A 24,289-nucleotide genomic window follows, 5' to 3' on the forward strand; every position below is an offset into this window, starting at 1 on the left:
CTAACACTTATCATTTAACATTTTAATCCTATCTTCTCCAAGAGTTATATATTTCCCAAAATACTTTTTATCATATTGTTTTAAAATATTTTCTACATCTGACCATTTCATGTCTAATTTAATTTTTCCTCCATCTGTTGGAGTAGCCTCAATCATTTTATTAATGCTATAAAATTCATCTATAGTAAATATTTCATTTATTAATATTTCATTTTCTTCTTTAACTATTGAATTATCTACCTTTATTTCTATTTCCTCAATTTCTTTTGTTTCAATACTTTCTAATATTTTTTCTTTATTTTCATTTTGATTTAATAGTAAATCTTTTAAATTTACATTGCTATGCAATGTATCAACTTTTTCATTTATTAAATTTTTTGAAGTGTCGAAATAATCCTTTAAGTATTCATATCTATATTTAAGTTTATTTTCTCCAGTATTAAAAATTGGAAATGGTCTGATTTTATTACCATTTAAATCGCTTCTTTTCGTACCTCTAGCAAGAACTATCTCCCCTTCCTCAAGGTGCATTAGTTCATCAACAGTTAATAATTTTCTTGCATCCACACTTTCTGTTTGGTGTTTAGTAGTATCTAAAATTTCCCCACTTCGAGAATAAGTAATAATAGTTTTATCTCCTAAAATTTTGCAAAACTCTTCTGCTGTTTCAACTTCATTTGTAAATATATAAAATTTATTTGAACAATTACCCAGTATTGTTTTATAATCATCACCATATAATTTTTTTAATTGGGATATAGCTTGTATAACTAAATTAAATCTTATATTTCTTCCTAAACAAACAGTTACAATATTAGCCATACCTTCTATTGAAGGCATGTTACCAAATTCATCTAATAAAAATATTACTTCTCTATCACATTTCCCCCCAATTTTTAGTGATGCTTCTTTTGCTAAAACATAGTATAATTGCCTTACAAAAATACTAGATATAACATGATTAGAACAATCATAATCAGGTGTCACCATAAAGAGTGCTATTGGTTTATTATCATCTGCATTTTTAAAACCTATATCTTTTAAATTTATTGAATTTTTTGATGTTAACTTTGCTATTTCATCCATAGTAAATATTTGAAGCTCTGACATTGCAGTTGCAAATATACCTCCCCTAGTTGATCCCTTAGAAAAATTTGAAGTAGCATACTGCATTTTAGCAACTGACAAACTGTCTAACCTTTCAAAATAATTATCTAGTTCATTTTTTCCTGTTACATCTTCTTTAGAACCTAACTCGGATAACATATTAGCTACTGTATAAAGTGTTATTTTATGTAAATCTCCACTTTTAATACATTCATCACAGACTGCTAAAATTAAAGCATTAACTAAGCTCATAGCGGATGTTTGCCAAAATGGATCTTTAGAACCTGGCTTATAATATAATGTATAAGTTAATGTTTTAACTAAGCTTTGTGCTGTACTATAATCTTTTTCTCTATAAGCATCTATTATTAATTGTAATGGGTTATAGCTCATAGAATTCATTGGTTTTAATAGATTTAATACTTCAACTCTATATCCCCTTTTTTCTAATGTTTCTTTTGAGGCACTATATAGTTCGCCCTTAGGATCGTTTAAAATAAGTGAAGATTTTATGGAAGCTCTTGAATATAAATCTATTGTCGGAAATATAAATAACTCTCCCTTACCACTTCTAGTTGTTCCTATAATTAAGTTATTAGTTGGACTATCATCTAAAAATATCTTGTCTTTTTCTCTACTTACAATAACACCTCCACGCCCTTCATATCCTCCACATATTTGTTCCATTTCACTTTCTAATTCTGGAACAGATTTATATTGTTCTCTTATTTCACTTTGAGTTGCAAATCTACTATTTCCTTTTTGACCTTCCCGTATATCCTTAAAAGAAGCTTTTATATTAAATACTAATTTAAATAAAACTGCTCCAGCTAAAATATATGCTAATAAGTAAAGTAAAGGATAGGATAAATTCGGCATGAGTATATTCCAAATCAAATTAATTTTTTTCTCCATCCCTGTAGATAATAGAAATAATCCATCTAGTGAGTTTGATATAAAATTAACAAATAAGGTTATTAAAATAAATAATATTATTATTGCTGTTGAAAGGATTTTTTTATCAGCAATTTTTCTAATTAATTTCATTTCCTTATTAGCTTCTTTTTCATCTAATAAAGTTTGAAGTTCTTCTTTTAAATCTTCTATAAATTTCATACAATTCCCCTTTTAAGGAGAAGCCTAAAGCTTCTCCATAAATTTATTAAAATGTTATTTTCATTTTTAAAAATGAAGCTATAGCAGAAGCTCCAAGTATAAATATAAGACCAACCGCAGAACCAATATACCATGGTTTAGCTTTTCTTAATCCTTCTGCTCCCCCTAATATTTGTTGGAATCCACCAACACCAAATGCTAATCCCGCAGCTACTACACCTAAAATCTGCATCCAACTTATGGCTTCATTCCCCATATTAGCTAATTGTTGTATAACGTCCATTTTTATCACTCCTATAATTGTTGTTTTTTTATTGTATCTTCTAAGTTAATTAAATTTGTATTACAAAATTCACTTAAAACTAAAGTATTATACTCTAGTTGTTTCAAAACTTTTTCAAATAATATGTTATAGTTACTATCATGTTCTTTTAATTGATCTAATAATAGAAACTCTCTTTCTAAATATTCTTTTAAAAAGTCATTTCTACTTTTATACCCTAATTTTTTGGCTTTTTCATCAATACTTAAAACTACTGCCTGTGAAATTCCTCGTACCTTAATTTCCAATAAGATCTTCACTCATTTCTTTTATTTTTCTTTCTTTGCTTCTTGCGATTGTTTTTTCAGCATTAATACTTCTTTTAATAATTTAGAATTATTAAATATAACCTTTTTATGTTCTTCATTAAGCCATTCATCATATCCTTTGCCATTGGCTTCAATTATAGCTGCTGCTATTTCTTTTATTTCCTTATCTAACTTTTCAGCCATCTTTTTCACCCCCTTTCACTAAAAATTATATATATTAAAAAGGTGTCCTTCGGGAACACCTTTTCTATACAAACTAGGTTTTAATTTAAAAAGTGTCTTTGGAGAACACTTTAAGTTGCTACCGCATTTCATATCAACTTAAACACTATTGCTTATTTAGCTATAGTATTTAAGTTAATATTGCATTTGGTAATGTCTTTAATTCTCTATTGTATTTTAAAAACTGCAATATAACATTATTTATAAGCATATTTACAGAATTACACTCTCTTATATACTCTCTAACATATATTTCATATAATTTGATATTTTCATCTTCTTTTAATTTTACTGTTATTCTATGTGTTCTTGGTTCATTTGGAACTCTACCAAATATCATTTGGTTTTTATTTAAAATTGGATTTTCTAACCATTCTTTTAATATAAATATCCCTAGTTGAGAGGGCTTTATTGAGTATTTATGTAATCCCTTTTCTACTATATATTCTTGCATTTGTATTAATGTTTCTCTTGTAATTCTTACTCCTATATTAATTTCATTTTCCATTCTAAAAACCTCCATAAAAAAAGATGTTCCCTGGGAACACCTTTTTAAAATTTATCTATCGTACTATAAAATTATCAAATTAAATTAACTAAAATAATCATAAAATAATTACTTTAGTTAACTTATTCAAAAGTGATATTATCATAAACCCTAATTAAAAGGTGTCCCCCAAGGACACCTTATTGATTTTACTAATATATTCGTTTATTGTTTCTATACTCTTTTTCACTTCTCGAACCTACAATTACACAACTTAATATAACAAATAGCATTATAATTGCAGTTAACTTGAACTACCTCGACCACAAGGGTGCGAGGATTCTTTTAACGTAGTTTGATATTTAAGTTTCCACCTAATAGGCAACCCTTATACGTTGTGGGTGAGTCCAATTACCCTTATCCATCATAGTATTTACTAAGTCGGGAATACATTTCTCTGATTTTCTTAATATATTTAAGCTACTATTAAATATATAGGCATCGAACCTATACCCTTAAAATTGCTTATAAAAAGGTGTTCCCAGGGAACACCTTTTTTATTTTATTTTTTCTTCTATAACTAATCCACTTACAACTAATCTATTAGAAGTTCCTGCATTACCCTGACATGTAACAAGATTAAAAATTTGAGTTGTTGAATATTCGATTATTGGCTTATCTAAATTACTATCACAATAATTATTTCTATCTATTATTTTTGAAAGCAAGGAAAGATAATCTGCTGTGCCTAATTCATATTCATTGCCAAATATATCATCATTTTCGTCTGCTATAAAGCTTGAAAATATCTCACATTTTAATATTTTCCTTTCCGTATAGATATAAAAATATTTGTTTTTATTTAGAAAATCTGAATTTATATATTTTTTCAATTCACCAAACATTTGTCCATTTGCCATGTTATGTCCAAATATAAAAGTGTTGCCCCTTGTAAAATTTGTATTACTGTAACTAAAAATAGAACCCAAAGGCGTATATTCTTTATCTAAATTTTTATTAATATATTCTTCATTTTCATCTCCAACTAATATTGGATAATCTATATTAGTTTCAGGAATATATATCCAAGCCTTAATATCTTCATTTATAGCTCTTAATTTTGTAAAATCTATTACTCTTGAAAATGGATCATCAGCATTACTTGTTGCTATCTCCCTAATGCTTTGATTTTTTAATTTATTTTGAATTAAATATTTAGCTTCTTTTATCCCATTAATAAAAAAAAATACACTCAAAATTAATAATATACTTGCTACGATTTTTTTCATGGTTATTGCCTTTCCCTTTTAACATTTAAAAATAAGAAAACACTTCCAACTAAACAAATGCTACCTACTGCTACATTCATCATAACCTTATCGTTATATCCTGTTGCTGGGACTTTAGATTTTCCCTTTTCAGTTATTTCTGTATGTTTTGGTATTACTTCCAAATCATAAGACATAGTTTTATTAGTATCACTCCATGCTGGAATTGAAACTATAAAAGGTGTTATATTATCGTAATTCGCTATATTTTTAGCTTTAACTAAATATACTCCTATTTCCAAATTATCTATGCTACATTGTCCATTACTATCTGTTTTCATTATGTTATCTGTTTGTGCCACATCTTTAAATAATTCTGCCGCCATTTCTAAGTCATTAGCAGTATTTATATTATTTAAATCAATTTGTACATTTTTATAAATTTCTTTTACTTTATATTCTCCATCTACTATATCTGCTATCTTTGAAATTGAGAATTCAACGTCTTTTTTGCTTTTATTATTTTTTAAATCTGCTAATTTTATAGTTATACTTCCCTTATCTTTTAAAGAATCCTTGCTACTTTCATCAAGTATTTCTGTTAAAACTTCACTTGGTGGAATTACACTACTTCCATCACCCTTATCTATCGTAATAGAATCCGCTATTATTGCTCTTGGTGTTGCTATAGCACAAACTGGTATACTTAATAACGCTAATGTTGTTAAAAATACTTTAATATTTTTTCCTAACACGAATAATTACCCTCCTTCCAACAATAATTCCTATAAATATAAATGGGATTATTAAAAATACACACTCTCTAATGGACATATTTTTACTCTTTATATTTTTATAAGTTTCTACCTCATATTCTGTTCTTTCTCCCGTTACTACAAGCCTATGTGTATTTATTCCATATGGAGTACAAGTTATAAGAGAAACTAAATCTTTTCCTGCTTCTATTTCCAATCCTGAAACATCTTCTGGCTCAATTACTTCTATACTATTTATTTTATAAGCTAAAGTTTGATCTAAAACTCTTATAAAAAATAAATCCCCTTCAACTAATTCATCCAATCTTGTAAATAACTTTGAACTAGGTAGTCCTCTATGTGCAGTTAATATGCTTTTATTATTAGTACCACCTATAGGTAAACTGCTTCCATTAAGGTGTCCTACACCAACAGACAATACTTCATCACTTGTGCCATGGTATATTGGTAAATTAACATTTATACAAGGTATTTCTATACTTCCCATTACTCCATTTCCAACATTAAGAATCGAGTTGTAATTTTCTTCACTTAAAATGTCTATCTTATCACTACTAAGCTTTGTCAAAGATTCAAATAAAATCTTATTATACTCCTTAGCCCTTGATAACGATTCTTCTATTGAAGAATTAGATGAATTATCTATCATCTGCTGATATGTAGCAACAGTTCCTTTTTGAGCCTGTTGTTGAACAATCCCACTTACCAAGGGGTAAGAACATAATATTAATCCAATTACAAAACTTAATTTTTTTAATATATTATTCTTCCCCATAATTTAATTTTTCCTATCTATTTTTCTTTCTTTTAAGAGAACAAGTCATAATTCCTGTTCCAGCAGCCATCATTAATAAAGTCATTGATGAACCTGTTATTGGTAATTTAGCTCCTACTTTATTCACAACTGTTAAATTTGCAGAACCTTCATTTACATCTGTTGTTAAATTTAAATCCTCTGTGTTAAATATTCCTGAATAGAAAGATTTAATTTTAGCTGTTGCTTCTAATGTTTGTAAAGTCTTATCTGTTGCTCCGTCGCCTTTAATATAATTGTTTCTATCTGTTGTATAAGTTGGTACAACATTTATTTCAATTGGATCTAGTAATGGTCTATATCCTGGAGGAGCTCCAACTTCTTTAATATAATAAGTTCCTTGGTCAAGACCTATTATATTAAATTCAGCATTTTCATTAGATACCATTTCTACTGCATCTGTTGGTATATCACCACCTGCTGAATCTTCATTAATTACAATATATCCTTTATCGCTATTTTTAACATAAATTTCATTATTACAATCTTTATCAGAATACAATCTAAATCTTGCACCTTCTAATTTAAGACCTTGATCATTAACTTTTAGACCATTTATTTTAAACGTAAAACAAACAACCGTATCCCATGGCGTAAATCCTGTTGATCCTTCACCATCACTATCTGGATCATTAGAAAACTCTAGTCTTACATCATTTTCAAAACCTGGTCTACCTGTATCATTTGCTGCTTTATCGTTTAAAGTAGCATTAAATGTTAGTATAACCTTTTGTCCATACACATTTTCATCAGATCCGTTTTTATTATTAAATTCTCTATCTACTAATGCTTTTAAGTCACTAATTACAACTTTAAATGTTTCTCCCATTCCTGGATTTTCTACAACATTAAATTCATTATTTTGTAGAGTATAAGTTTTTCCCTTAGAATCTACAATCTTAATACCTACAGAATTTTTATTGAAAGTTAAAGCTTCATCCATTTTATCGTGCCAAGCATAGTAATATGTATCATAACCATTCATGTTAGGTACATTGGATTCAAATTTGTATGGTACTGTTTGTCCTATTTCAAAATCTGCTATATCATTCCAACCATCATTCCCAATAGTATCTTTGTTGTCATCTTCTTGTATTTTTTTAATAACTGAAGGATAATCCGATTTAATTTGAACTTCAGCATTTGGATTAGCAGTATTAACCATACATAAAGAACTAGCCGAGTGAGTGTCATCAACTTCTGTTACTTCATCTATGATGTAATAACCATAATCTAGTCCAGAAATAACTACACTATTATCTGATCTAGTTTCACTAACTGTAACAACATCACCTTTGATGTTTAACTTTCTAATTTCATCTCTTAAATCTTCTACAAAATATCTAAAATCACTATATCTTCCCTCTAGTGGTTGATCTGAAATAGCACTTTCAGCTTTATTAGTATTCAAAGACTGAATATAATCTATAATCTCATATTCTGTTATTTGAGATGTAGACTTATGCAGTTTTTCGCTGATTACATTTACTAATGCAGGTTCATAAATAGGATTCATTATATATCTTATTGATTCTAAACCAACAGAATTTTCAGCATCAAAAATCTTATAAACGTTAAATTTTTTCCCAACTAGGCTTTGTCCTTTATTCCCTTCTATTGTTATTTCAGCACTTCCACGCCCTAAATTTGCTATCCCTTTATTTGTTCTTACTTCAAGATTAACTGCTTCTATAGCTGTAGCTTCTGTAGAAGTATTTTTTTCTGCATAAGCATTCAAAGAACTCATTTGAGTTACTAGAACTCCAGTTAACATCATTGCACTAAATACTTTTCTAGTTTTTTTACTTAACATTCCCTCTATTCCCCTTTATCGTTTTTTATTTTATTTCTCGAAAATAATGAATAAGACATTAATCCTATTCCTATAAATAATATAGGTAACATTAATACTGAACCAGTTTTAGGTAATTCCATTCCTATATTGTTTACAACTTTTATATTTAATTCTCTATCCGATTTTCCACCACTTAAATAAATATCATTTTTAGAATTTGTGTCTTTTATTGTGTATTTAACACCATCTACAATGTAATCAAATACATTATTAATTGGTGTTGCTTCTACTTGAATTTCGTAAATATGTGCTTCTCCTAATATTGGATAGCCTGTTGGGTACTTGGTTTCCTTTACATAATATTTTTCTCCAACTTTTAAATTGTTGAATTTAAGATTACCTTTACCATCTGTTGTTTGAGTATCTATCTTATTTGTACAAGCTTTGTCTGAAAATAATCCAAATTCAGCACCAGCAAGTGCATTACCCTTATCATTAATTTTTATAATCTTAATGCTAAATGGAGCAACATTATTGTTTACCGTTAAAAGCCCATCTCCATTATTTTCAGAATAAACCATACCCATATTTGTTGTATTAGAAACAACTTTTATTGTATTATCAGTTTTTACTTCAAATACAAATTCATTTTTATTTAATTCATATCCATCAGCACTCTTAATTTCAATAATTTTATGAGTACCTTGAACTAAACCTTTTATAATTATTTCTCCATTTGAATTAGTTGTTAATTCTTCACTAGATCCATCAGGTTTAGTATGTTTGAACTTAACATTCGGTATCACAATTGAAGTTCCTGTTTGAACTTTCTTTATTTTAAATTCTAATACATCTTCTCTTACTATAGGTTCAACGTAAGTAGTAATATTTTCAGCATACCCATTAGAAACAATTTTTCTTACAAAAATTTCTCTATTTAATTTATATCCTATAGGTGCTTTAGTTTCTTCAATTGTTATAGTACCTAAAGGTATTGTTGGTGCAGATGTACTATTATAGTAAAAAGGATCACCTGATACCTTATAAGAATCACTTAAATATGTGAACCCATCATTATCTGTTTTTAATACCCAAGTTCTTGTAGGATTAACACCTAAATCTGCTGGATTAACATCTTCTTGATATTCTCCTGCATAATACTTTATAGTAAAATGAGAATCAGCAAGACTACCACTTCCTTGCGGTCTATTAGCACCTGTATCAGCATCTACTTTTCTAATTAATATACCTATAGGATCGGCTTGAGGTCTATCAGTAAAGTTTTTTGTTGTTTTATTTCCTGCTGAAACTGAAACTGAATATACGTTATTGTCTAAAGCAAAACCTTTCGGATTTTTAATTTCTTTTATAAAATAAGTTCCTTCATCTAATTCAATTTCTTGCGACCATCCATTTGCATCTATTTTAAGTGTAGCTACTTGACCAGTTGCATTAGAATTAGTAAATACACCATATTCTGCACCAGTTATATCGTAACAATTGTTTCCATTTGTTATAGAAGGATCAGCAGAAGATTTTGATATTTGTAATGTACCTTTAGGACTATACTCCCAATACGCCAAATCTTGCGTAGATCCACTATTAGTTGAAACTACATAAACTTTAAATCCAGTTGGTGGAGTTGGCATATTAGAAATTTGGTTATAAAAATCATTAGCTAAATTTCCACCCTTATCTCCATTGGCTCTTGATAATGCTAGAGATGTAACAACCCAACCATAATTCCCTGTCATGTTGGACAACTGTCCTGGTCCTCCATAACCATAATATAGTGCTTTTCTCATCATATCATTGTTTATTAGTCTTGGTGTTCCAGTTGGTGCACCCTTAGCTGGAGTTGGTCTACTATGTTGAGAACAAAATGCCATACGTCCATCAACTTCAAATTTTCCAACGATAGATTGTCCATAACTAACCATTTGGTAGAAAGTAACAGTTTTTAAATCTAAATCTGTATTTTTTAATAAAGAATACTTTAATGCTTTTGCCCAATTATTTAATTCTTCATTTGTCACAGTATTAACTAAAATATTAGCACCTAAATTTTCAACATCAGCTTCACTTTTATCTTTATAGAAATCATCTACTAAGAAATAATTTTCATCTACTAAATTTAATAAATTTAGTTCTTCAGCTTTATTCTTTCTTGCTTCAATCATTTCAGGTAACATTTTTATACCTTCAATGTATTTATTAATAATTTCTATTTCTCTTTTTTCTTCTTCTGTTAAAACAACATCTTCAATATTATTTAAGTTATCTTCAACTTTTTCAGAAACAATATTATTTTCTTCTTTAATTTCACTTTTTGTTTCTTCTTTAACTTCTTTCACAAATTTTACACCAATAAATGTTCCATTTGCTTTTGTATTAACTTCATAAGTTTTGCTATTTCCATTTTGACTTGTTACAGAATCAATTCCATTTACTTCTAAAATTGAATAGCCGCTATCGGGAGTAACTGTTAACTTTAATTTACTATTTACAGTTACATTAGCTCTTAATGTTTCCTTATCCTTTAAGGAATATTTAGCTTCACCGTCATCAACTATAACTGTTCCATTACCGTTGACTTTAATTTCTAACTTAGCAATATCTTCTCTTGTTTCTGCTTTTGTAATTAAATTTCCACCTAAACTCATAAAAATACAGCTTGTTAGAAGTAAACTTAAAACTCTTTTAAGTTTTCTCACGATCTCCCCTCCTTATATTTTTTGACCTTTTTATTATTAGATATTTGCTAAAACACTCATATACTCTTCCCCCCTTTAAAACAATTATGCAATTAAAAAACTCCAACTACTAAGTAGTTGAAGTTCTTTATAGTACATAATTTTTCATACTAAAAAAACACCTAAATATTAGGTGTTTTTTTTAATGTCCCCTGGGAACACATTTTATTATTTAGTTTCTCCACAATCACTACACTTATGTCCAGTAGTAACTGTTTCATCCCAAGCTGCTTTATCAACAACCCATTTATTTTCATATACTGCATCATGATTTATTTTATTACTTCCTACTTGAACCTTCTTCCATTCTGTTCTATGCCCACCTTTATCTTCTCCTGCCAACATATGTTTTTTTACATGAGCTGATATATCAAGTCCAGTTAAATCAGCATTACAAGTATTGCATATATCTCTAGCTTGTTCTTCATAAACTGGAATTTCTTCTGTCCAAGCTTCGCTAATTAGAACTTTCTCATTATGCCCTTGCTCATCATGATGTACCACTTGAGTAACTGGTATCCAATTATGTGTATGTTTATCTGGCTTTGGAGTATTGCTTGTACTATTATTAGGCTTATTATTTGATGATGAACCTACTGACGGCTTAGTGTTTTCTACTTCTTGTTGACCATTGTTTGCTACATTACCTTGTGTATTTGAAACACTTGTTGTTGGTTTATTAATAGTATTTTGTGAATTTTCTGTATTATTGCTTGTACTCTTATTAGGCTCTGATAATGGAACATTTGCTTCATTTGCTATAATATTTGAACTTGCTGGATCATCTTTAATTGAATTATTTTCTTCTTTTAATTGATTATTATTTTCTGATTTATCTACTTCAATTAAATTATCAGCTACATTATCTTTTATATTTTCTAATTTATTATTTTTATCTTTATCACTAATTGTTTTATTATCTGAAACAATAATCTTACTTTCAATATTTCTATTATTTAATACCATTGTTCCAATTAAAATTAAAGCTAAAGATCCACTTATTGTTCCACCTATAATTTGTAGCTTTTTGTTTTTTAAAATATCTTTTATCTTTTTTAAATTCATATTTACTTCCCCGCTATAAAAAAGTGTCCTTCGGGAACACTTTTTATCTTTTCATTATTTATTTTTATATTAATACTATTATAACAAATTTATATAACTTTAGTAATTCTTTTAGGTGTATCAAAAGTAATTACTGGTGCAACTTCCTTATTGACTACTAAATCTCCATTCTTAGCTTGTTTATAAATAGATTGATTGGATTTCGCAAAACTACGACTTGAAATTGCTTTAGAACTTTCCCACTTAGTTACTTTTAGAATTTCCTTTGCTCTTAATTTCTCATTTTTATGCTTCTCTTTAAGATGCTTAAAATTTCTTTGTATAATTTTTTTTACAGCATCAGGACTTTTATTCAGTCTTTTAGATATTTCTTCAACTCCTAGTCCTTTTAAATATAATTCCCCAATGTCCCTTAATTTTTCACTTTCATGTTTCTCTTTAAGGTACTTTAAATTTCTCTGTATAAATTTTCTTACAACATCATAATTCTTATCTAATATCTTAGATATTTCCTTAATTTCCATTCCATTTAAATATAATTCTTCAATTAAACTCTTATCTTCTAGATTCAGCACCATAAATTTTCTCCCTTAAATGTATAGTTTCCCCCAACCCATTTAGGGGACATTTTGGGACAAATTTAATATTTTTCCCTAAAGTATTTAATCCCCAAAGTCGTCTTATTGGATAAATTAAATGTTTTTGTATTTTTTTGTATTATTTTAATTATATATTAACAATTTCAAGATAATTTGTCAATATGAATATTTTTTAATTTTTATTTATTATTCATATCAAAGAATGTGTGTCTTTTAATGTTTTTTAACATTATTATAATGATAAAAAAGAAAGAGGGAGTATTCTTTGAAAAAAAATTATTTTCATGAGAATTTAAAGTTTATAAGAAAATCTTTAAATTTTAGCCAAAAAGAAATTTCAAATTATTTAAAAGTAAATCCTGCATCATATTCAAACTATGAAACAGGACGTAGACAACCTGATTTAGATACCTTAATAAAAATTTGTGATTTTCTTAATATAGAAATAGATAAATTATTAACAGAAAACCTTAGTAATGATATTAACTTTTTAGAAAATATAAAAAATGTAATTTTTAACTCTTTAGATTTTAGTAAAGAAACTGAAGATATTAATTTAGATTTACGTAAAAATATCTTGTTAGAATTAGAAGATAAAAAAAAACTTTTTTTTCATTTAAGAGATAAAGAAATTCCAAAAAAACTTAAAGAAATCGATCGTTTAATTAATTATATAAACGAATATGATAATTTAGATTTAGAAATGGCTCAAGAAATTTCATTTTTTAAGAAATAATTTTAAAATTATATTTTACATATATAAACTTTAAATTAAAACATTGTAAAAACATAAATACATAAATCATTTAAAACTTATCAAGAATGATTACTAAATTAATCATTCCTGATAAGAACCCGTTAATATATTTATTAATACTAATTTCATTACTATACTTAAAATAAGAAAAACTATTTCTACATTTCTTAACAACATTTTTCATATCAAAAACTTCTTTAAATATTAATTTTATTTCTAACTTAACCCATAAATTTAATTGCATCAAAATAACAACTTGTTTTATAGTTGTTTAAAGTATTTAGAGTATTTAGGATTTATGAAAAACGCTATTTAACTAACTTTATGAGGTTTAAAAAGTACCTTTTGGGATTAAAAAAGTACTTTTCATTTATGGATTTTCTATGAATCCTTAATGTTGCAGTTTTTATTTCATTTATGATTATAAAATCAATAAAATTTTTAGTTTTTAAATTTAAAAGTAAAAAAACAAATAACAATTAATACATAAAACATATTATTAGACTTGTTTGGCTTATTATATATCTGTTTAGTAATAATTTATAGGGTATTTCAAGTCTTTTATTTTTCACAATAATTTAACAGTAGTTTAATGTATTTAAAGTATTTAATGTGTTTAGAGTATTTAGATAAGCTACAAATGGCTATTTAACTAAGTTTATTTAACATAAAGGTAACATTTTAGGAGCGAAAGGTAACATTTTAGGAGTGAAAGGTAACATTTTAGGAGCGAAAGGTAACATTTTAGGAGCGAAAGGTAACATTTTAGGAGCGAAAGGTAACTTGACTTAATTATTGTTACCTTTTATAATAATACTATATTTTTATAAATGAGGGATTATTATGAACAACGAAATATTGTTTAAACCTAATGGATTAATATTAGCTACAGCTAATAAAGCTGTAACAAGTACAGAGTATAAGATATATGATACTTTGTTGCAAAGATGTCAAGTTACAAAAGATGAACATTGGAGAAAAGCTGAAATAAGCAGAGAAGAATTAAGAAATATAGTAAAAAGCAATGATAATTCTACGATTGAAGAATTAAAAAAAATGTTAGAAAAATTTATGAGTGTGAAAATAAGATTTAAGCTAGGAAAAAAGCACTATGGAGCAACTTTATTAGCAGATTATATTTATGATGAAGATGAAGATACCTTTACTTGTAGTATGTCTGAAAATGTATATATGGCTTTAATGCACTATACCGAATTTGGCTATTCACCTATTGATATAAAATTAGTTAAACGGGCAAAAGGCTTTTATACACAAAAAATTTATCAGCTTTTACGGATGTGGAGTAGAGAAAATAAGCAAGTTAATAAAGAATTTACACTAGAACAAATAAAAGAAGTGTGCGATATTGTTGAAGGAACAAGCTATGATTTATATAAAGCGTTTAAAAATAGAGTTATACTTCCAGCGGTAAAAGAAATCAATGAAAAATTAAATATGCAAGTTACTTTTAATGAAATTAAAACAGGAAGAAGAATAACGAAAATAGAGTTTATTTTTATCGATTTTGAACCTAGAACCTATGAATTTAATAATAATGATGTAATAATAGAATTAAATGAAGTTGGTAAAGAAAATTCTTTAGTAAAATTACTTAAAGAATACTCGTTAAAACCAATTGCAATAACTACATTAGAGAAACTTGAAAAAGAATATGGTATTGAAATATTAGAAAAAGCTATATGTATAATGGGAGAAAACAATAGAAAAAAAAGAGTAGGAGCTCCTGTAAAATATTTAAAGTCCATTCTTGAAAATATAAAAGAAAGTAATTGTAATATAAATCCGAAATCATTTAATAATTTTGAGCCTGGAACAACAGAAGAAAAGTTAAAGCTAATTGAAGAAGAATTATTATATGGTTCTAAAAATAAAGAATTAGGTGACGAGAAAATTAATGTACCCGAATGTTTGAAAGTATTTCTTGAAGAAAAAAATCAGTAGTATTTAATAATTAAAAAAGTATAAAAATATTTGGATTAATAGGCATTTACTTCGCAAGGAGTAAACGCCTTTTTTAAAAAATAAAAAAATACTTCTTAAATCAAATTTTTATCCATAAACTCTAAATTTATTCTTTATTTCTTTTGTAAATTGCATTATTATTACAAGTCTTTAATTTAATTATTGCTGAAATATTAATATGTTTAAGTTTTTCATATGTTATATCTTCCATCTCAAATATCATAAAATTAGGAATTAACAAATAATTTACATATATATTAGATATATAAAGTATTATTTTTTTTTATTATAGTATAAAATTTTAATTAATATAAAAGAAAAGGAGGGGGAGAATTTATGAAAAATAAAAATTTAAACGCATTATTAGCTTTTATTGGTATTACAGTATTAGGAATAATATCTTTTTATTTTTTTAGTATGAAAAATTTTTCATCATTTTTATGTAAGCCAATATTATTTATTACTTTTGTAATTGCAATTATAGGATATATACTTGCAATGATGAATAAAGAATATAAATAAGGATGAAAAGTTTATTAAATTTATACATAAAAAATTTTTATATTAAGGCACTATTCCCAGCACCCAATTAAAACGCTGCAATAAGCAAAGATATTCTATTGCCTTATATTGTTCCATCTATCCGAGCGACCAATCTAAGCCAAAGAATATCTAAGCTTATTTTTGCTATAATCGTGTCCCGCTGGAGTGCATCCAAAGAAGTAGGAAGTCCTTTATTGGACTTCTTTTTTATTTGTTTTTTTGAGGCACTAGCCTATCATATTTCCGTTAAAGTTGTAAAGCCATTGCATAAAAATTTTTGCCCACAGCTCTTTCGATTGTAGACAAAATTTTTTATTTCATTTTCCTTTACAACCCACTCCAATATGAAGTCTTAGGCTCAACAAAAAAACAACAACACGAGGTGCTAACCGAGAGTGTTATTTTAAAATAAAGGAGGATTTCAACTTGAAAGATTACAAGATTTTCTTATCAGCAAATGATAAATTTTTAAAAGATAAAGCAAAAATAAGAATTGACCTTTTAGGCAATATGAAAATTAAAGATATTGAAGAATTGAAGGATTTTAAAATTTTATATGTTTCAAAAGGACATGATGATTTTATTAATATAAAAGGTGAATATATACAACGTAAGGTTAGATATGTACAAATTTTCAAAAAGTAATATCTTTTTGAAAGGGGGTGATGTATGGTGAAAAGAAGAAGAAAAAAAAATAAGAACAAAATTGAAACAGAAAAGTTAATAATAGCAACCGTAATTATTGAGCTTATAATTGCTATTATTAACTTGATAACACTACTTATTAAATAATTAAGTAGTTATACACAATGGAGGGCTTACCCCCCTCCAGTTTCAAAATTATTCTTATTTAATCATATCAGATTAATAAGGAGGAAGCAAGTGATAAGCGAAAAAAATTCAAATATTCTATTAATTCTGTTAATATTAAATTTGATGGTTTCAGTATTAACAACAATTGTATTAATTTTAAAATAATTCAAGGTGTCTTTTAAAGACACCTTACCATGAAAAATATATAATAAGAATTAGGTTAAAAAATGGAGGAAATTTATTATGAAAAAAGTTGCAATTTTTAATATAAAAGGTGGAGTTGCAAAAACAACTTCTACAGCTAATCTAGGAGCTTGTTTAAGCGAAAAAAATAAGAAAGTCTTATTAATTGACCTTGATGCCCAAAGTAACCTTACAAAGCTTTTTAAGGCTTATAGCATGGACGATTTAACAATATCTGATGTTTTACTAAATAAGGACTTAGATATAAATACAGTTATTAAGAAAACGGATTTTGAAAATATAGATATAATTCCAAGTAATTTAAAATTAGCCTTTACTGAAAAGAAAATTCTGTTAGATGTTAGCAGAAGCCAACAAAATAGATTAAGTAAGGCATTAGAAAAACTTAATGAATATGACTATTGTTTAATCGATTGTCCACCATCTCTTAATATGATTACTATAAATGCCTTATGTGCAAGTGATGAAGTATTTGTTCCAATTAAGATAGACAAGTTTGCACTAGACGGACTAGAATATTTACTTGATAGTATAGAGGAGATAAAAGATGAATTTAATCCTAACCTTAATTTCAGGGGATGTTTTGTAACTATGGATACCGCCACAACAGTAAATAAAGTAATAAAAAAAGAATTAAAACAGTTGTTAGCCGATAAAATGTTTAATACTACTATTAACCAAAATGTAAAAGTAATAGAAAGTACATTTGAAGAATGTCCAGTTGTTTTTTCAAATAAAAAAGCTAGGGCTAGTGTAGACTATAAAAATTTATGTAAAGAAGTATTCTAAAAAATTTTAGGTGTCCCCAAGGGACACCTAAAATAAAAAAGTTAAATAAGTGAAGGTGTTAGAAATATGAGTAAGAAATTTTCAATTAGTGAAGGAATGTTAAATAAGGTTTCTCAAAATGTTAAAAAAGCAAATGAAATTGAAGCTAAAAATAACTTCAATGTTCAATATATAGATATTAAAAATATAGAAAGAAATAATAAAAACTTCTATGAAATAGTTAATGTAGATGAACTTGCAGAAGATATTAAAATTAATGGTTTAAATCATAATTTAGTAGTTAGAAAACTACATAATGATAAATATGAATTAATAAGTGGAGAAAGAAGATATACGGCTATTAAACAGTTACTTGAACAAGAAGAAATTGAACAAGCTAAAAAGGATATATTATCTTTAATTCCTTGTAAAGTTATAGAAGTAAATGACATAGATAGTGAAATAATTTTGATACAAGCCAATGCTCAAACGAGGGAATTAACAGAAATAGAAAAGCTTGAACAAGTAAAAAGACTTACTGAATTATATAAAACTAAAAAGAAAAATGGGGAGAAAGTACCAGGAAAAATAAGAGAAATAATTGCTAATGATTTAAAGCTATCCCCAACACAAGTAGGAAGATATGAGAGAATAAATAAGGGTCTTATTCCCGAATTAAAACAAATACTTGAAAATGGTAATTTAACAATTGCAAATGCTAGTGAATTTTCAAGTTTAAGTGAAGATAACCAAAGAGTAATTTTGGACATTATAAATAATAACGTAGAAATTACAAAAGAAGAAGCTACAGCATTAAAAGTAAAGCTTAAAAAAATTGAACAAGAAAAAGCTGATGAATTAAAAAAATTAGAAAATGAAAAAATATATGAAATTAAAAAAATAGAAAATGAAAAATTAATTGAGATACAAAAAATAGAGAATGAAAAGGAAGAAGCTCTTAAAAGTCAACAACTTATTAGTGATGAAGTTATAAGATTAAAAGCTGAACTAGATAAAAGCGAAAATAAAACCGAAAAAGAAATAAAAGAACTTAAAAATCAATTAAGGGAAGAATTAAAAAAAGATTTAGATAAAAAATATTTTTCTGAAATTGAAAACATAAAAAATGAAGTTTCAATTAATAAAGAAGAAAAAGAACGTTATAAAAATGAGTTAGAAAAGATAAAAGCAGAAAACAAGGAAAACCAAAGTAAATCTGATGAATTCAAAGAAAATTATAAACTAATAACTGAATTAAGAAATGTTCATAATAGCTTAAATGCTCTTATGTTACAACATAATAAAATGAAAAACAATAAAATTAATTTCTCCAATGATATTTTAGAAGAACTTAAAAAAGTCAATACAGCTAAAGTTATACTAAACAATCTATTTGATGAAATTAAATAATAATGGTGTCCCCCGTGGACACCATTATATAAATATTAATAATAAAAGGAGTGATTAGAAATGACTAGACTAGAGATATTAAGCCCCAAAGTCGATTTTGTTTTTAAAAGAATATTTGGAAATGAAAGAAATCCTAAGATATTAATATCCTTTTTAAATGCAGTAATAAAGCCACAAGACTTAATAAAATCGGTTCAAATAATGAATACTGATATAGAAAAAGAATCTATAGAAGATAAATTTAGTAGATTGGATATAAAGGCAAAAACTAATAAAGGTGAATTAATTAATATTGAAATCCAAATAAAAGATGAACATAATATGGTTAAAAGAAGTCTTTATTATTGGAGTAAAATGTTTGAAAGTCAGCTTACGGAAGGACAAAAGTATGATAAGTTAGCAAAAACTATCTGCATAAATATATTAAACTTTAAATGTTTAAATACTAAAGAAGCTCATTCAGTTTACAGATTAAAAGAAGTTAATACAAATGAGGAATTAACAGATATTCAGGAGTTACATTTTATAGAACTACCTAAATTGCCTAAGAATGAAGAAATAAAAGATGTTTTTGATGCTTGGATGGAATTTATAGAAAATCCTATTAGCAATAAGCTTGAAAAAGCAGAAATGACAATACAAGAAATAAAAGAAGCAAAAGATGAATTATTAAGATTAAGTGCAAATGATAAAGAAAGAATGAAGTATGAAGATAGAAGAGCAGCTTTACTGGATAAAATAAGTGCATTAGAAAATGCAGAAGAAAAGGGCAAAGAAATTGGGAAAAAGGAAGGAGAAAAAAACAAGGCTATAGAAGTAGCTAGAAAATCTTTAGAAGCAGGATTAGATATAAATACTATTTCTAGTATAACAGGATTAGATATAAATGAGATAGAAAAATTATAAAAACAAATTTGCAAAAAAATTACGAAATGTTACAAAATAATAAATTAAGAATTGAATAATAGAGTATATTTATCTCCTCAAACATTAATTAAATTTTAAAGAAAGGATTTTTTGTTTATGTTAGATTTATTATTTGCCTTAAGCATATTGCTATTAGGTTTTTTTTTAATACCTATTTTATTTAAATTAATGGAAATTTACATGAAAGTAATAGATGATTATTTTCTTAGATTTTCTGAAAAAAGAAAAAAGAAATTAAAAAGATAGCTTATTTAGGCACTATTCCCAGCACCCAATTAAAACGCTGTAATAAGCTAAGATATTCTATTATCTTAGCTTGTTCCATCTATCCGAGCGACCAATCTAAGACAAAGAATATCTAAGCTTATTTTTGCTATAATCGTGTCCCGCTGGAGTGCATTCAAAGAAGTAAGAAGTCCCCTTATCGGACTTCTTTTTTTATTTGTTTTTTTGAAGCACCAGCCTATCATATCTTCATTCAAGTTGTAAAGCCATTCCATAAAAATTTTTGGTGGCCATGATCCTTAAAAGGAATAGCACTCAAAAATTTTTACTTCATTTTCCTTTACAACTCACTTCTATATGTAGTCTTAGGCTCAACAAAAAAACATCAAATTTGAAAGGAATAGGTACTTTATGAAAAATGTAATAATAATGACACAAGGAATTAAATATTTAATGAAAAATCAAAAAATTAATGAAGTAGATTTACTAAGTTCTTTATCTAAATTCACTTTTAATGATTGGGGGATTTTATCTAATGAAGATAAAGAATTTCAAAAAGAATTATTAAAAATCCCTAATTCAAAATATACAGAAAGGTTTATGGGAGTATATGTTTTAAATAAAACAAAAATTTGGATTATTAGTGAATATGATTATTCAATTAAAGGTTTATTAATTACCATTTTGCTTCCTGAAGAATATTAATCAAAAGGTGTTTCCAAAACACCTTTTATAAATAATAATAAAGGAGATGTAAAAGTGAAAAGTATAGTTTCTTATCAAAATAGAGGAGAATACGGAAATAATAAATATAGGGGAAATGCTACAGGAAAATTATTAATAGATTTACATTCAATTTATAAATTTGATGAAATAAGTGATTATATGAGTGGAAGTTTCACAACTTTATTTAAAAATATAGAGCGTGGAATATGGACAATAGCTAGAAAAAATTTTTAAAAATTATAATTATAGAAGAATAGTAGTAAAAATAAAAAAGAACAATTTCTTGTTCTTTTTGCTTTTATACTTAAATACATCTAATGTTATTATTCTTTATATAATTAAATCTTATATTTTTATTAAAGTATAGCTTTATTTGTTCTTTTTATTCTACTTTTTTAAAGTTTTCTATAATTATTTTCTCTTTTTAATGTACTTACACTAATTCCCATTAATCTCTCTACGTCCTTATAACTCTTATCTCCTCCATTTACAGAAAGCATAGATAAAGCTAATTCAATTTTTTCTTTGCTAAATTTTTTAGGTCTACCATCTTTATATCCTTGTTTTGTTTTAGCAATTTCTTTTCCTTCCCTTGTCCTTTCTAAAATCATATCTCTTTCAAATTCAGCAAAAGATAAAAAAATATTCCTTATTAATTTGCTTGAAGGTGTATTGTCCATTACTCCTATATTTAATATATTTATTTTCACTCCACGCTCCAATAATTCTTCGACTAACTTAGTTCCCTCTATCAAGCTCCTAGCAAACCTATCTAATTTAGTAACAGTAAAAGTATCCCCTTCTTTTAAATTTTCTAATAATAGTTTTAACTTAGGTCTATCATTAGATTTTCCTGAATATTCTTCTTCTACAACACTTTCACACCCAGCTTGAAACAATTGTAATAGCTGTTCATCTAATGAGTTTCCCTTTCCTTGCTTTTTAGTGCTAACTCTAGCATATCCATAATTCATAATAATTCTCCCATGGTTCAAAAGTTGGTTCAAAATATGGTCAAAAGTTAGTTCAAAAGTAAAATTAATATAAATACTTTTGGACATTACTTTTGAACCCTATTTATTCTTTATTTTATAATTAATTTTAAATTTAAGTCAACTAAAAATTCAAAGTGTCATAAGTGTTGACTTTTGATACCCTTGTTGCAAATAAAAGAGAGTAAATATTTATATTTACTCTTATAATAAGTAAAATATTTAATTTAATTAAATATAATTTTATCTATAATTAATGTTTGATATATTTTCTATTAATATTCATTTTGATATTGATAATATAGTTCTCTATTAAAAGTTTCCTTTTGATAACTCGAATAACCTGGATAACTATGTGGATATATATTTTCTTCTGATACTTTTTTGCTTATATTATTTATAAATCTATTTTTTAATTCCTTATAAAATTTATATATGGAATTCATATCTTCTTTAAGTTCACTTCCTTCAATATACATAGTATAAGTGTCTACAGCATAAGAACTTTCCTTTAATAAACATTGCATAAAATATCTGGCGATTTCTACTTTACTCATTTCAGCTTTATAGCTTACTATTTTATTTAATATATATTTAAGATTAAAAAACGGAACTAAGATTACAATAATAGATATATCCTCTATTATTGAATCTACTAATCCATACGAAGCAAAATTTAACAATACAGAAATTTTACTTACTGCTTTACATATTATTCTAACAATATGGGGAGAAAGTTTAGCTATTTCATTTATTTCTAATAACATTATTTTATTGTCAAATTCCTTACCAATAATTTTAATAGTAGATTCATATAATAATTTGCTATCTCTCTTTAAAGAAGATTTTCCACTAAATATACTAGTACCATAATCCAATATTTTTACTTTTTTATTAAAATCTATAAGTATATTATCTAAATGTAAATCTCCATGATATATACCTTTTTCCTGAGAATAGCGTAATGTTTCAAGTATAGTTTGTAGTATGTAATATCGTTCATCTAATTGAGGATGCCTTGTATTTAAATATTCTCTTAATGTAATTCCATTAATCTTTTCAATAATGCAACAATTATAATTTTTGATAACTGTAGCGTGAAAATACTTAACTATATTTTGATGATTTAATTTTGCTAATTTCTTTATTTCTTCTCTGCCTCTTGAATTATTTGATTTTCTTTTTTTATTATTTGGTAACCAAATTTTTAATGCTCTAATTTCATTAGTAATAATTTCTTCAACTTCTAATATAATTCCGTTATCGCCTTTTCCTATATAACTTTTTATATAATATTCAGGAAATTCAATTACTTCTTTATTGATTAATATATATCCATCTTTTAATTCTATCTTATTTCCATTTATATTCCATTCTTTGCTTAAATAACTTTTACTCATTTATTTACTCCTATTATTTAAAATAAATATTTAAATACTATCTTAAAATTTTTCTAATATATTATCTCCAAATTTTAGCTTTATTATGTTAAAATATTAAAATTAGTAAAATTTAAAAAAAGCGTATGGGATATTATATAGAAAAAATTATTTTACTATAATAAAAAATAAATATAAAAAGGATAATAACTATGTATAAATGGAAACCAAGGGATATTAATGCTCCTTTCAAAACTAGAAAAGGTGAAAAAATAACTGACATAGATAAATATGCAGAAATGTTAAAGAAAAATAATATTACTTTTACAAAAGAACAATATGAACAAGCCAAAAAAGAACTCGATAAAATATAAATCGAGTTCTTTTTTATCTACAATAATTTTTCTATCTCACTTATATCTAATCCCGTTATATTAGAAATAGTGTTTATATCTAAACCAGCTTCTAAAGATTTTTTCGCTACTTCTATTTTACCTTTTTCTATACCTTTTTCTATACCTTTTTCTTCTGCATTTTCTAATGCACTTATTTTATCCAGTAAAGCTGCTCTTCTATCTTCATACTTCATTCTTTCTTTATCATTTGCACTTAATCTTAATAATTCATCTTTTGCTTCTTTTATTTCTTCGATTGTCATTTCTGCCTTTTCCAGTTTAGTGCTAATAGGATTTTCAATAAATTCCATCCAAGCGTCAAAAACATCTTTTATCTCTTCGTTCTTAGGCAATTTAGGTAGTTCTATAAAATGTAATTCCTGAATATCTGTTAATTCTTCATTTGTATTAACTTCTTTTAATCTGTAAACTGAATGAGCTTCCTTAGTATTTAAACATTTAAAATTTAATATATTTATGCAAATAGTTTTAGCTAACTTATCATACTTTTGTCCTTCGGTAAGCTGACTTTCAAACATTTTACTCCAATAATAAAGACTTCTTTTAACCATAT

General features: G+C 26.1%; 27 protein-coding genes. 11 read left to right on the forward strand and 16 right to left on the reverse strand.

Annotation, left to right across the window (positions count from 1 at the left end):
• The 12 genes from QZ321_RS11440 to QZ321_RS11495 all read right to left on the reverse strand — a co-directional run bounded on the left by QZ321_RS11440 (position 1) and on the right by QZ321_RS11495 (position 12,572).
• The gene (locus tag QZ321_RS11440; protein ID WP_294196889.1) at positions 1-2,223 is read right to left on the reverse strand and encodes a VirD4-like conjugal transfer protein, CD1115 family; all 2,223 of its coding nucleotides are present in this window, start codon (positions 2,221-2,223) and stop codon (positions 1-3) included.
• Positions 2,224-2,269: 46 nt separating this feature from the next.
• Complete coding sequence (locus QZ321_RS11445; RefSeq protein ID WP_294196893.1) at positions 2,270-2,506, reverse strand: hypothetical protein; 237 nt, start codon at positions 2,504-2,506, stop codon at positions 2,270-2,272.
• A gap of 11 nt (positions 2,507-2,517) precedes the next feature.
• Positions 2,518-2,793, reverse strand: coding sequence for a hypothetical protein (locus QZ321_RS11450; protein WP_294196897.1), 276 nt, complete (start codon positions 2,791-2,793; stop codon positions 2,518-2,520).
• A gap of 21 nt (positions 2,794-2,814) precedes the next feature.
• Entirely contained in the window at positions 2,815-2,997 is a 183-nt protein-coding gene (locus QZ321_RS11455) for a hypothetical protein (RefSeq protein ID WP_294196898.1), read from the reverse strand.
• Positions 2,998-3,166: 169 nt separating this feature from the next.
• Complete coding sequence (locus tag QZ321_RS11460) at positions 3,167-3,544, reverse strand: hypothetical protein (protein ID WP_294196900.1); 378 nt, start codon at positions 3,542-3,544, stop codon at positions 3,167-3,169.
• 536 nt (positions 3,545-4,080) lie between these two features.
• A complete protein-coding gene (locus QZ321_RS11465; protein WP_294196902.1) occupies positions 4,081-4,812 on the reverse strand; it encodes a class B sortase in 732 nt (243 codons plus the stop codon).
• Between the two features lie 2 nt (positions 4,813-4,814).
• Entirely contained in the window at positions 4,815-5,546 is a 732-nt protein-coding gene (locus tag QZ321_RS11470) for a hypothetical protein (protein ID WP_294196903.1), read from the reverse strand.
• Positions 5,527-6,342 (reverse strand): class C sortase, encoded by an 816-nt coding sequence (locus QZ321_RS11475; protein WP_294196904.1) that lies wholly within the window; start codon positions 6,340-6,342, stop codon positions 5,527-5,529. Before QZ321_RS11475 ends, QZ321_RS11470 begins: the two co-directional genes overlap by 20 nt.
• Before the next feature lie 13 nt (positions 6,343-6,355).
• Positions 6,356-8,194, reverse strand: a complete 1,839-nt coding sequence (locus QZ321_RS11480; protein ID WP_294196906.1) for an isopeptide-forming domain-containing fimbrial protein — start codon at positions 8,192-8,194, stop codon at positions 6,356-6,358.
• A 5-nt stretch (positions 8,195-8,199) separates the two neighbouring features.
• On the reverse strand, positions 8,200-10,890 hold the full coding sequence (locus tag QZ321_RS11485) for a SpaA isopeptide-forming pilin-related protein (RefSeq protein ID WP_294196908.1): 2,691 nt from the start codon (positions 10,888-10,890) through the stop codon (positions 8,200-8,202).
• A gap of 207 nt (positions 10,891-11,097) precedes the next feature.
• Entirely contained in the window at positions 11,098-11,994 is an 897-nt protein-coding gene (locus QZ321_RS11490) for a hypothetical protein (protein ID WP_294196910.1), read from the reverse strand.
• Between the two features lie 89 nt (positions 11,995-12,083).
• A complete protein-coding gene (locus QZ321_RS11495; RefSeq protein ID WP_294196912.1) occupies positions 12,084-12,572 on the reverse strand; it encodes a hypothetical protein in 489 nt (162 codons plus the stop codon).
• A gap of 286 nt (positions 12,573-12,858) precedes the next feature.
• On the opposite strand from QZ321_RS11495, the gene QZ321_RS11500 reads away from it, so the two are divergent.
• Complete coding sequence (locus tag QZ321_RS11500; RefSeq protein ID WP_294196914.1) at positions 12,859-13,329, forward strand: helix-turn-helix transcriptional regulator; 471 nt, start codon at positions 12,859-12,861, stop codon at positions 13,327-13,329.
• 70 nt (positions 13,330-13,399) lie between these two features.
• Here the strand turns inward: QZ321_RS11500 and QZ321_RS11505 are convergent, their stop codons facing one another.
• Positions 13,400-13,594 carry a hypothetical protein gene (locus QZ321_RS11505; RefSeq protein WP_294196916.1) on the reverse strand — a complete coding sequence of 65 codons (195 nt, stop codon included), beginning with the start codon at positions 13,592-13,594 and terminating at the stop codon, positions 13,400-13,402.
• A 599-nt stretch (positions 13,595-14,193) separates the two neighbouring features.
• Between QZ321_RS11505 and QZ321_RS11510 the strand changes: the two genes are divergently transcribed.
• The 9 genes from QZ321_RS11510 (at position 14,194) to QZ321_RS11550 (ending at position 21,183) form a co-directional block, all read left to right on the forward strand.
• Positions 14,194-15,312: a replication initiation protein gene (locus QZ321_RS11510; protein ID WP_294196918.1), complete on the forward strand. Its 1,119-nt coding sequence runs from the start codon at positions 14,194-14,196 to the stop codon at positions 15,310-15,312.
• 357 nt (positions 15,313-15,669) lie between these two features.
• Entirely contained in the window at positions 15,670-15,855 is a 186-nt protein-coding gene (locus QZ321_RS11515; RefSeq protein ID WP_294196920.1) for a hypothetical protein, read from the forward strand.
• 447 nt (positions 15,856-16,302) lie between these two features.
• Complete coding sequence (locus QZ321_RS11520) at positions 16,303-16,521, forward strand: hypothetical protein (protein ID WP_294196921.1); 219 nt, start codon at positions 16,303-16,305, stop codon at positions 16,519-16,521.
• A 24-nt stretch (positions 16,522-16,545) separates the two neighbouring features.
• Positions 16,546-16,668, forward strand: a complete 123-nt coding sequence (locus QZ321_RS11525; protein ID WP_294196923.1) for a hypothetical protein — start codon at positions 16,546-16,548, stop codon at positions 16,666-16,668.
• 264 nt (positions 16,669-16,932) lie between these two features.
• Positions 16,933-17,682, forward strand: coding sequence for a ParA family protein (locus tag QZ321_RS11530; protein WP_294196925.1), 750 nt, complete (start codon positions 16,933-16,935; stop codon positions 17,680-17,682).
• Between the two features lie 66 nt (positions 17,683-17,748).
• Entirely contained in the window at positions 17,749-19,071 is a 1,323-nt protein-coding gene (locus QZ321_RS11535) for a ParB N-terminal domain-containing protein (RefSeq protein WP_294196927.1), read from the forward strand.
• A gap of 60 nt (positions 19,072-19,131) precedes the next feature.
• Positions 19,132-19,977: an Rpn family recombination-promoting nuclease/putative transposase gene (locus tag QZ321_RS11540; protein WP_294196928.1), complete on the forward strand. Its 846-nt coding sequence runs from the start codon at positions 19,132-19,134 to the stop codon at positions 19,975-19,977.
• 657 nt (positions 19,978-20,634) lie between these two features.
• On the forward strand, positions 20,635-20,928 hold the full coding sequence (locus QZ321_RS11545) for a hypothetical protein (protein WP_294196929.1): 294 nt from the start codon (positions 20,635-20,637) through the stop codon (positions 20,926-20,928).
• Positions 20,929-20,982: 54 nt separating this feature from the next.
• Positions 20,983-21,183, forward strand: coding sequence for a hypothetical protein (locus QZ321_RS11550; RefSeq protein WP_294196931.1), 201 nt, complete (start codon positions 20,983-20,985; stop codon positions 21,181-21,183).
• A gap of 161 nt (positions 21,184-21,344) precedes the next feature.
• Here QZ321_RS11550 and QZ321_RS11555 read toward each other — a convergent pair whose 3' ends face one another.
• Positions 21,345-21,923, reverse strand: a complete 579-nt coding sequence (locus QZ321_RS11555; protein ID WP_294196932.1) for a recombinase family protein — start codon at positions 21,921-21,923, stop codon at positions 21,345-21,347.
• Positions 21,924-22,216: 293 nt separating this feature from the next.
• Positions 22,217-23,341 carry a protein kinase family protein gene (locus tag QZ321_RS11560; RefSeq protein ID WP_294196934.1) on the reverse strand — a complete coding sequence of 375 codons (1,125 nt, stop codon included), beginning with the start codon at positions 23,339-23,341 and terminating at the stop codon, positions 22,217-22,219.
• A 191-nt stretch (positions 23,342-23,532) separates the two neighbouring features.
• On the opposite strand from QZ321_RS11560, the gene QZ321_RS11565 reads away from it, so the two are divergent.
• Positions 23,533-23,694, forward strand: a complete 162-nt coding sequence (locus QZ321_RS11565; RefSeq protein ID WP_294196936.1) for a hypothetical protein — start codon at positions 23,533-23,535, stop codon at positions 23,692-23,694.
• Between the two features lie 17 nt (positions 23,695-23,711).
• Here QZ321_RS11565 and QZ321_RS11570 read toward each other — a convergent pair.
• Positions 23,712-24,289: Rpn family recombination-promoting nuclease/putative transposase (locus QZ321_RS11570; protein ID WP_294196938.1), on the reverse strand; the 578-nt coding region annotated here is incomplete at its 5' end.

This window comes from uncultured Clostridium sp. (genome assembly GCF_910588715.1).
Classification (GTDB): domain Bacteria; phylum Bacillota; class Clostridia; order Clostridiales; family Clostridiaceae; genus Clostridium.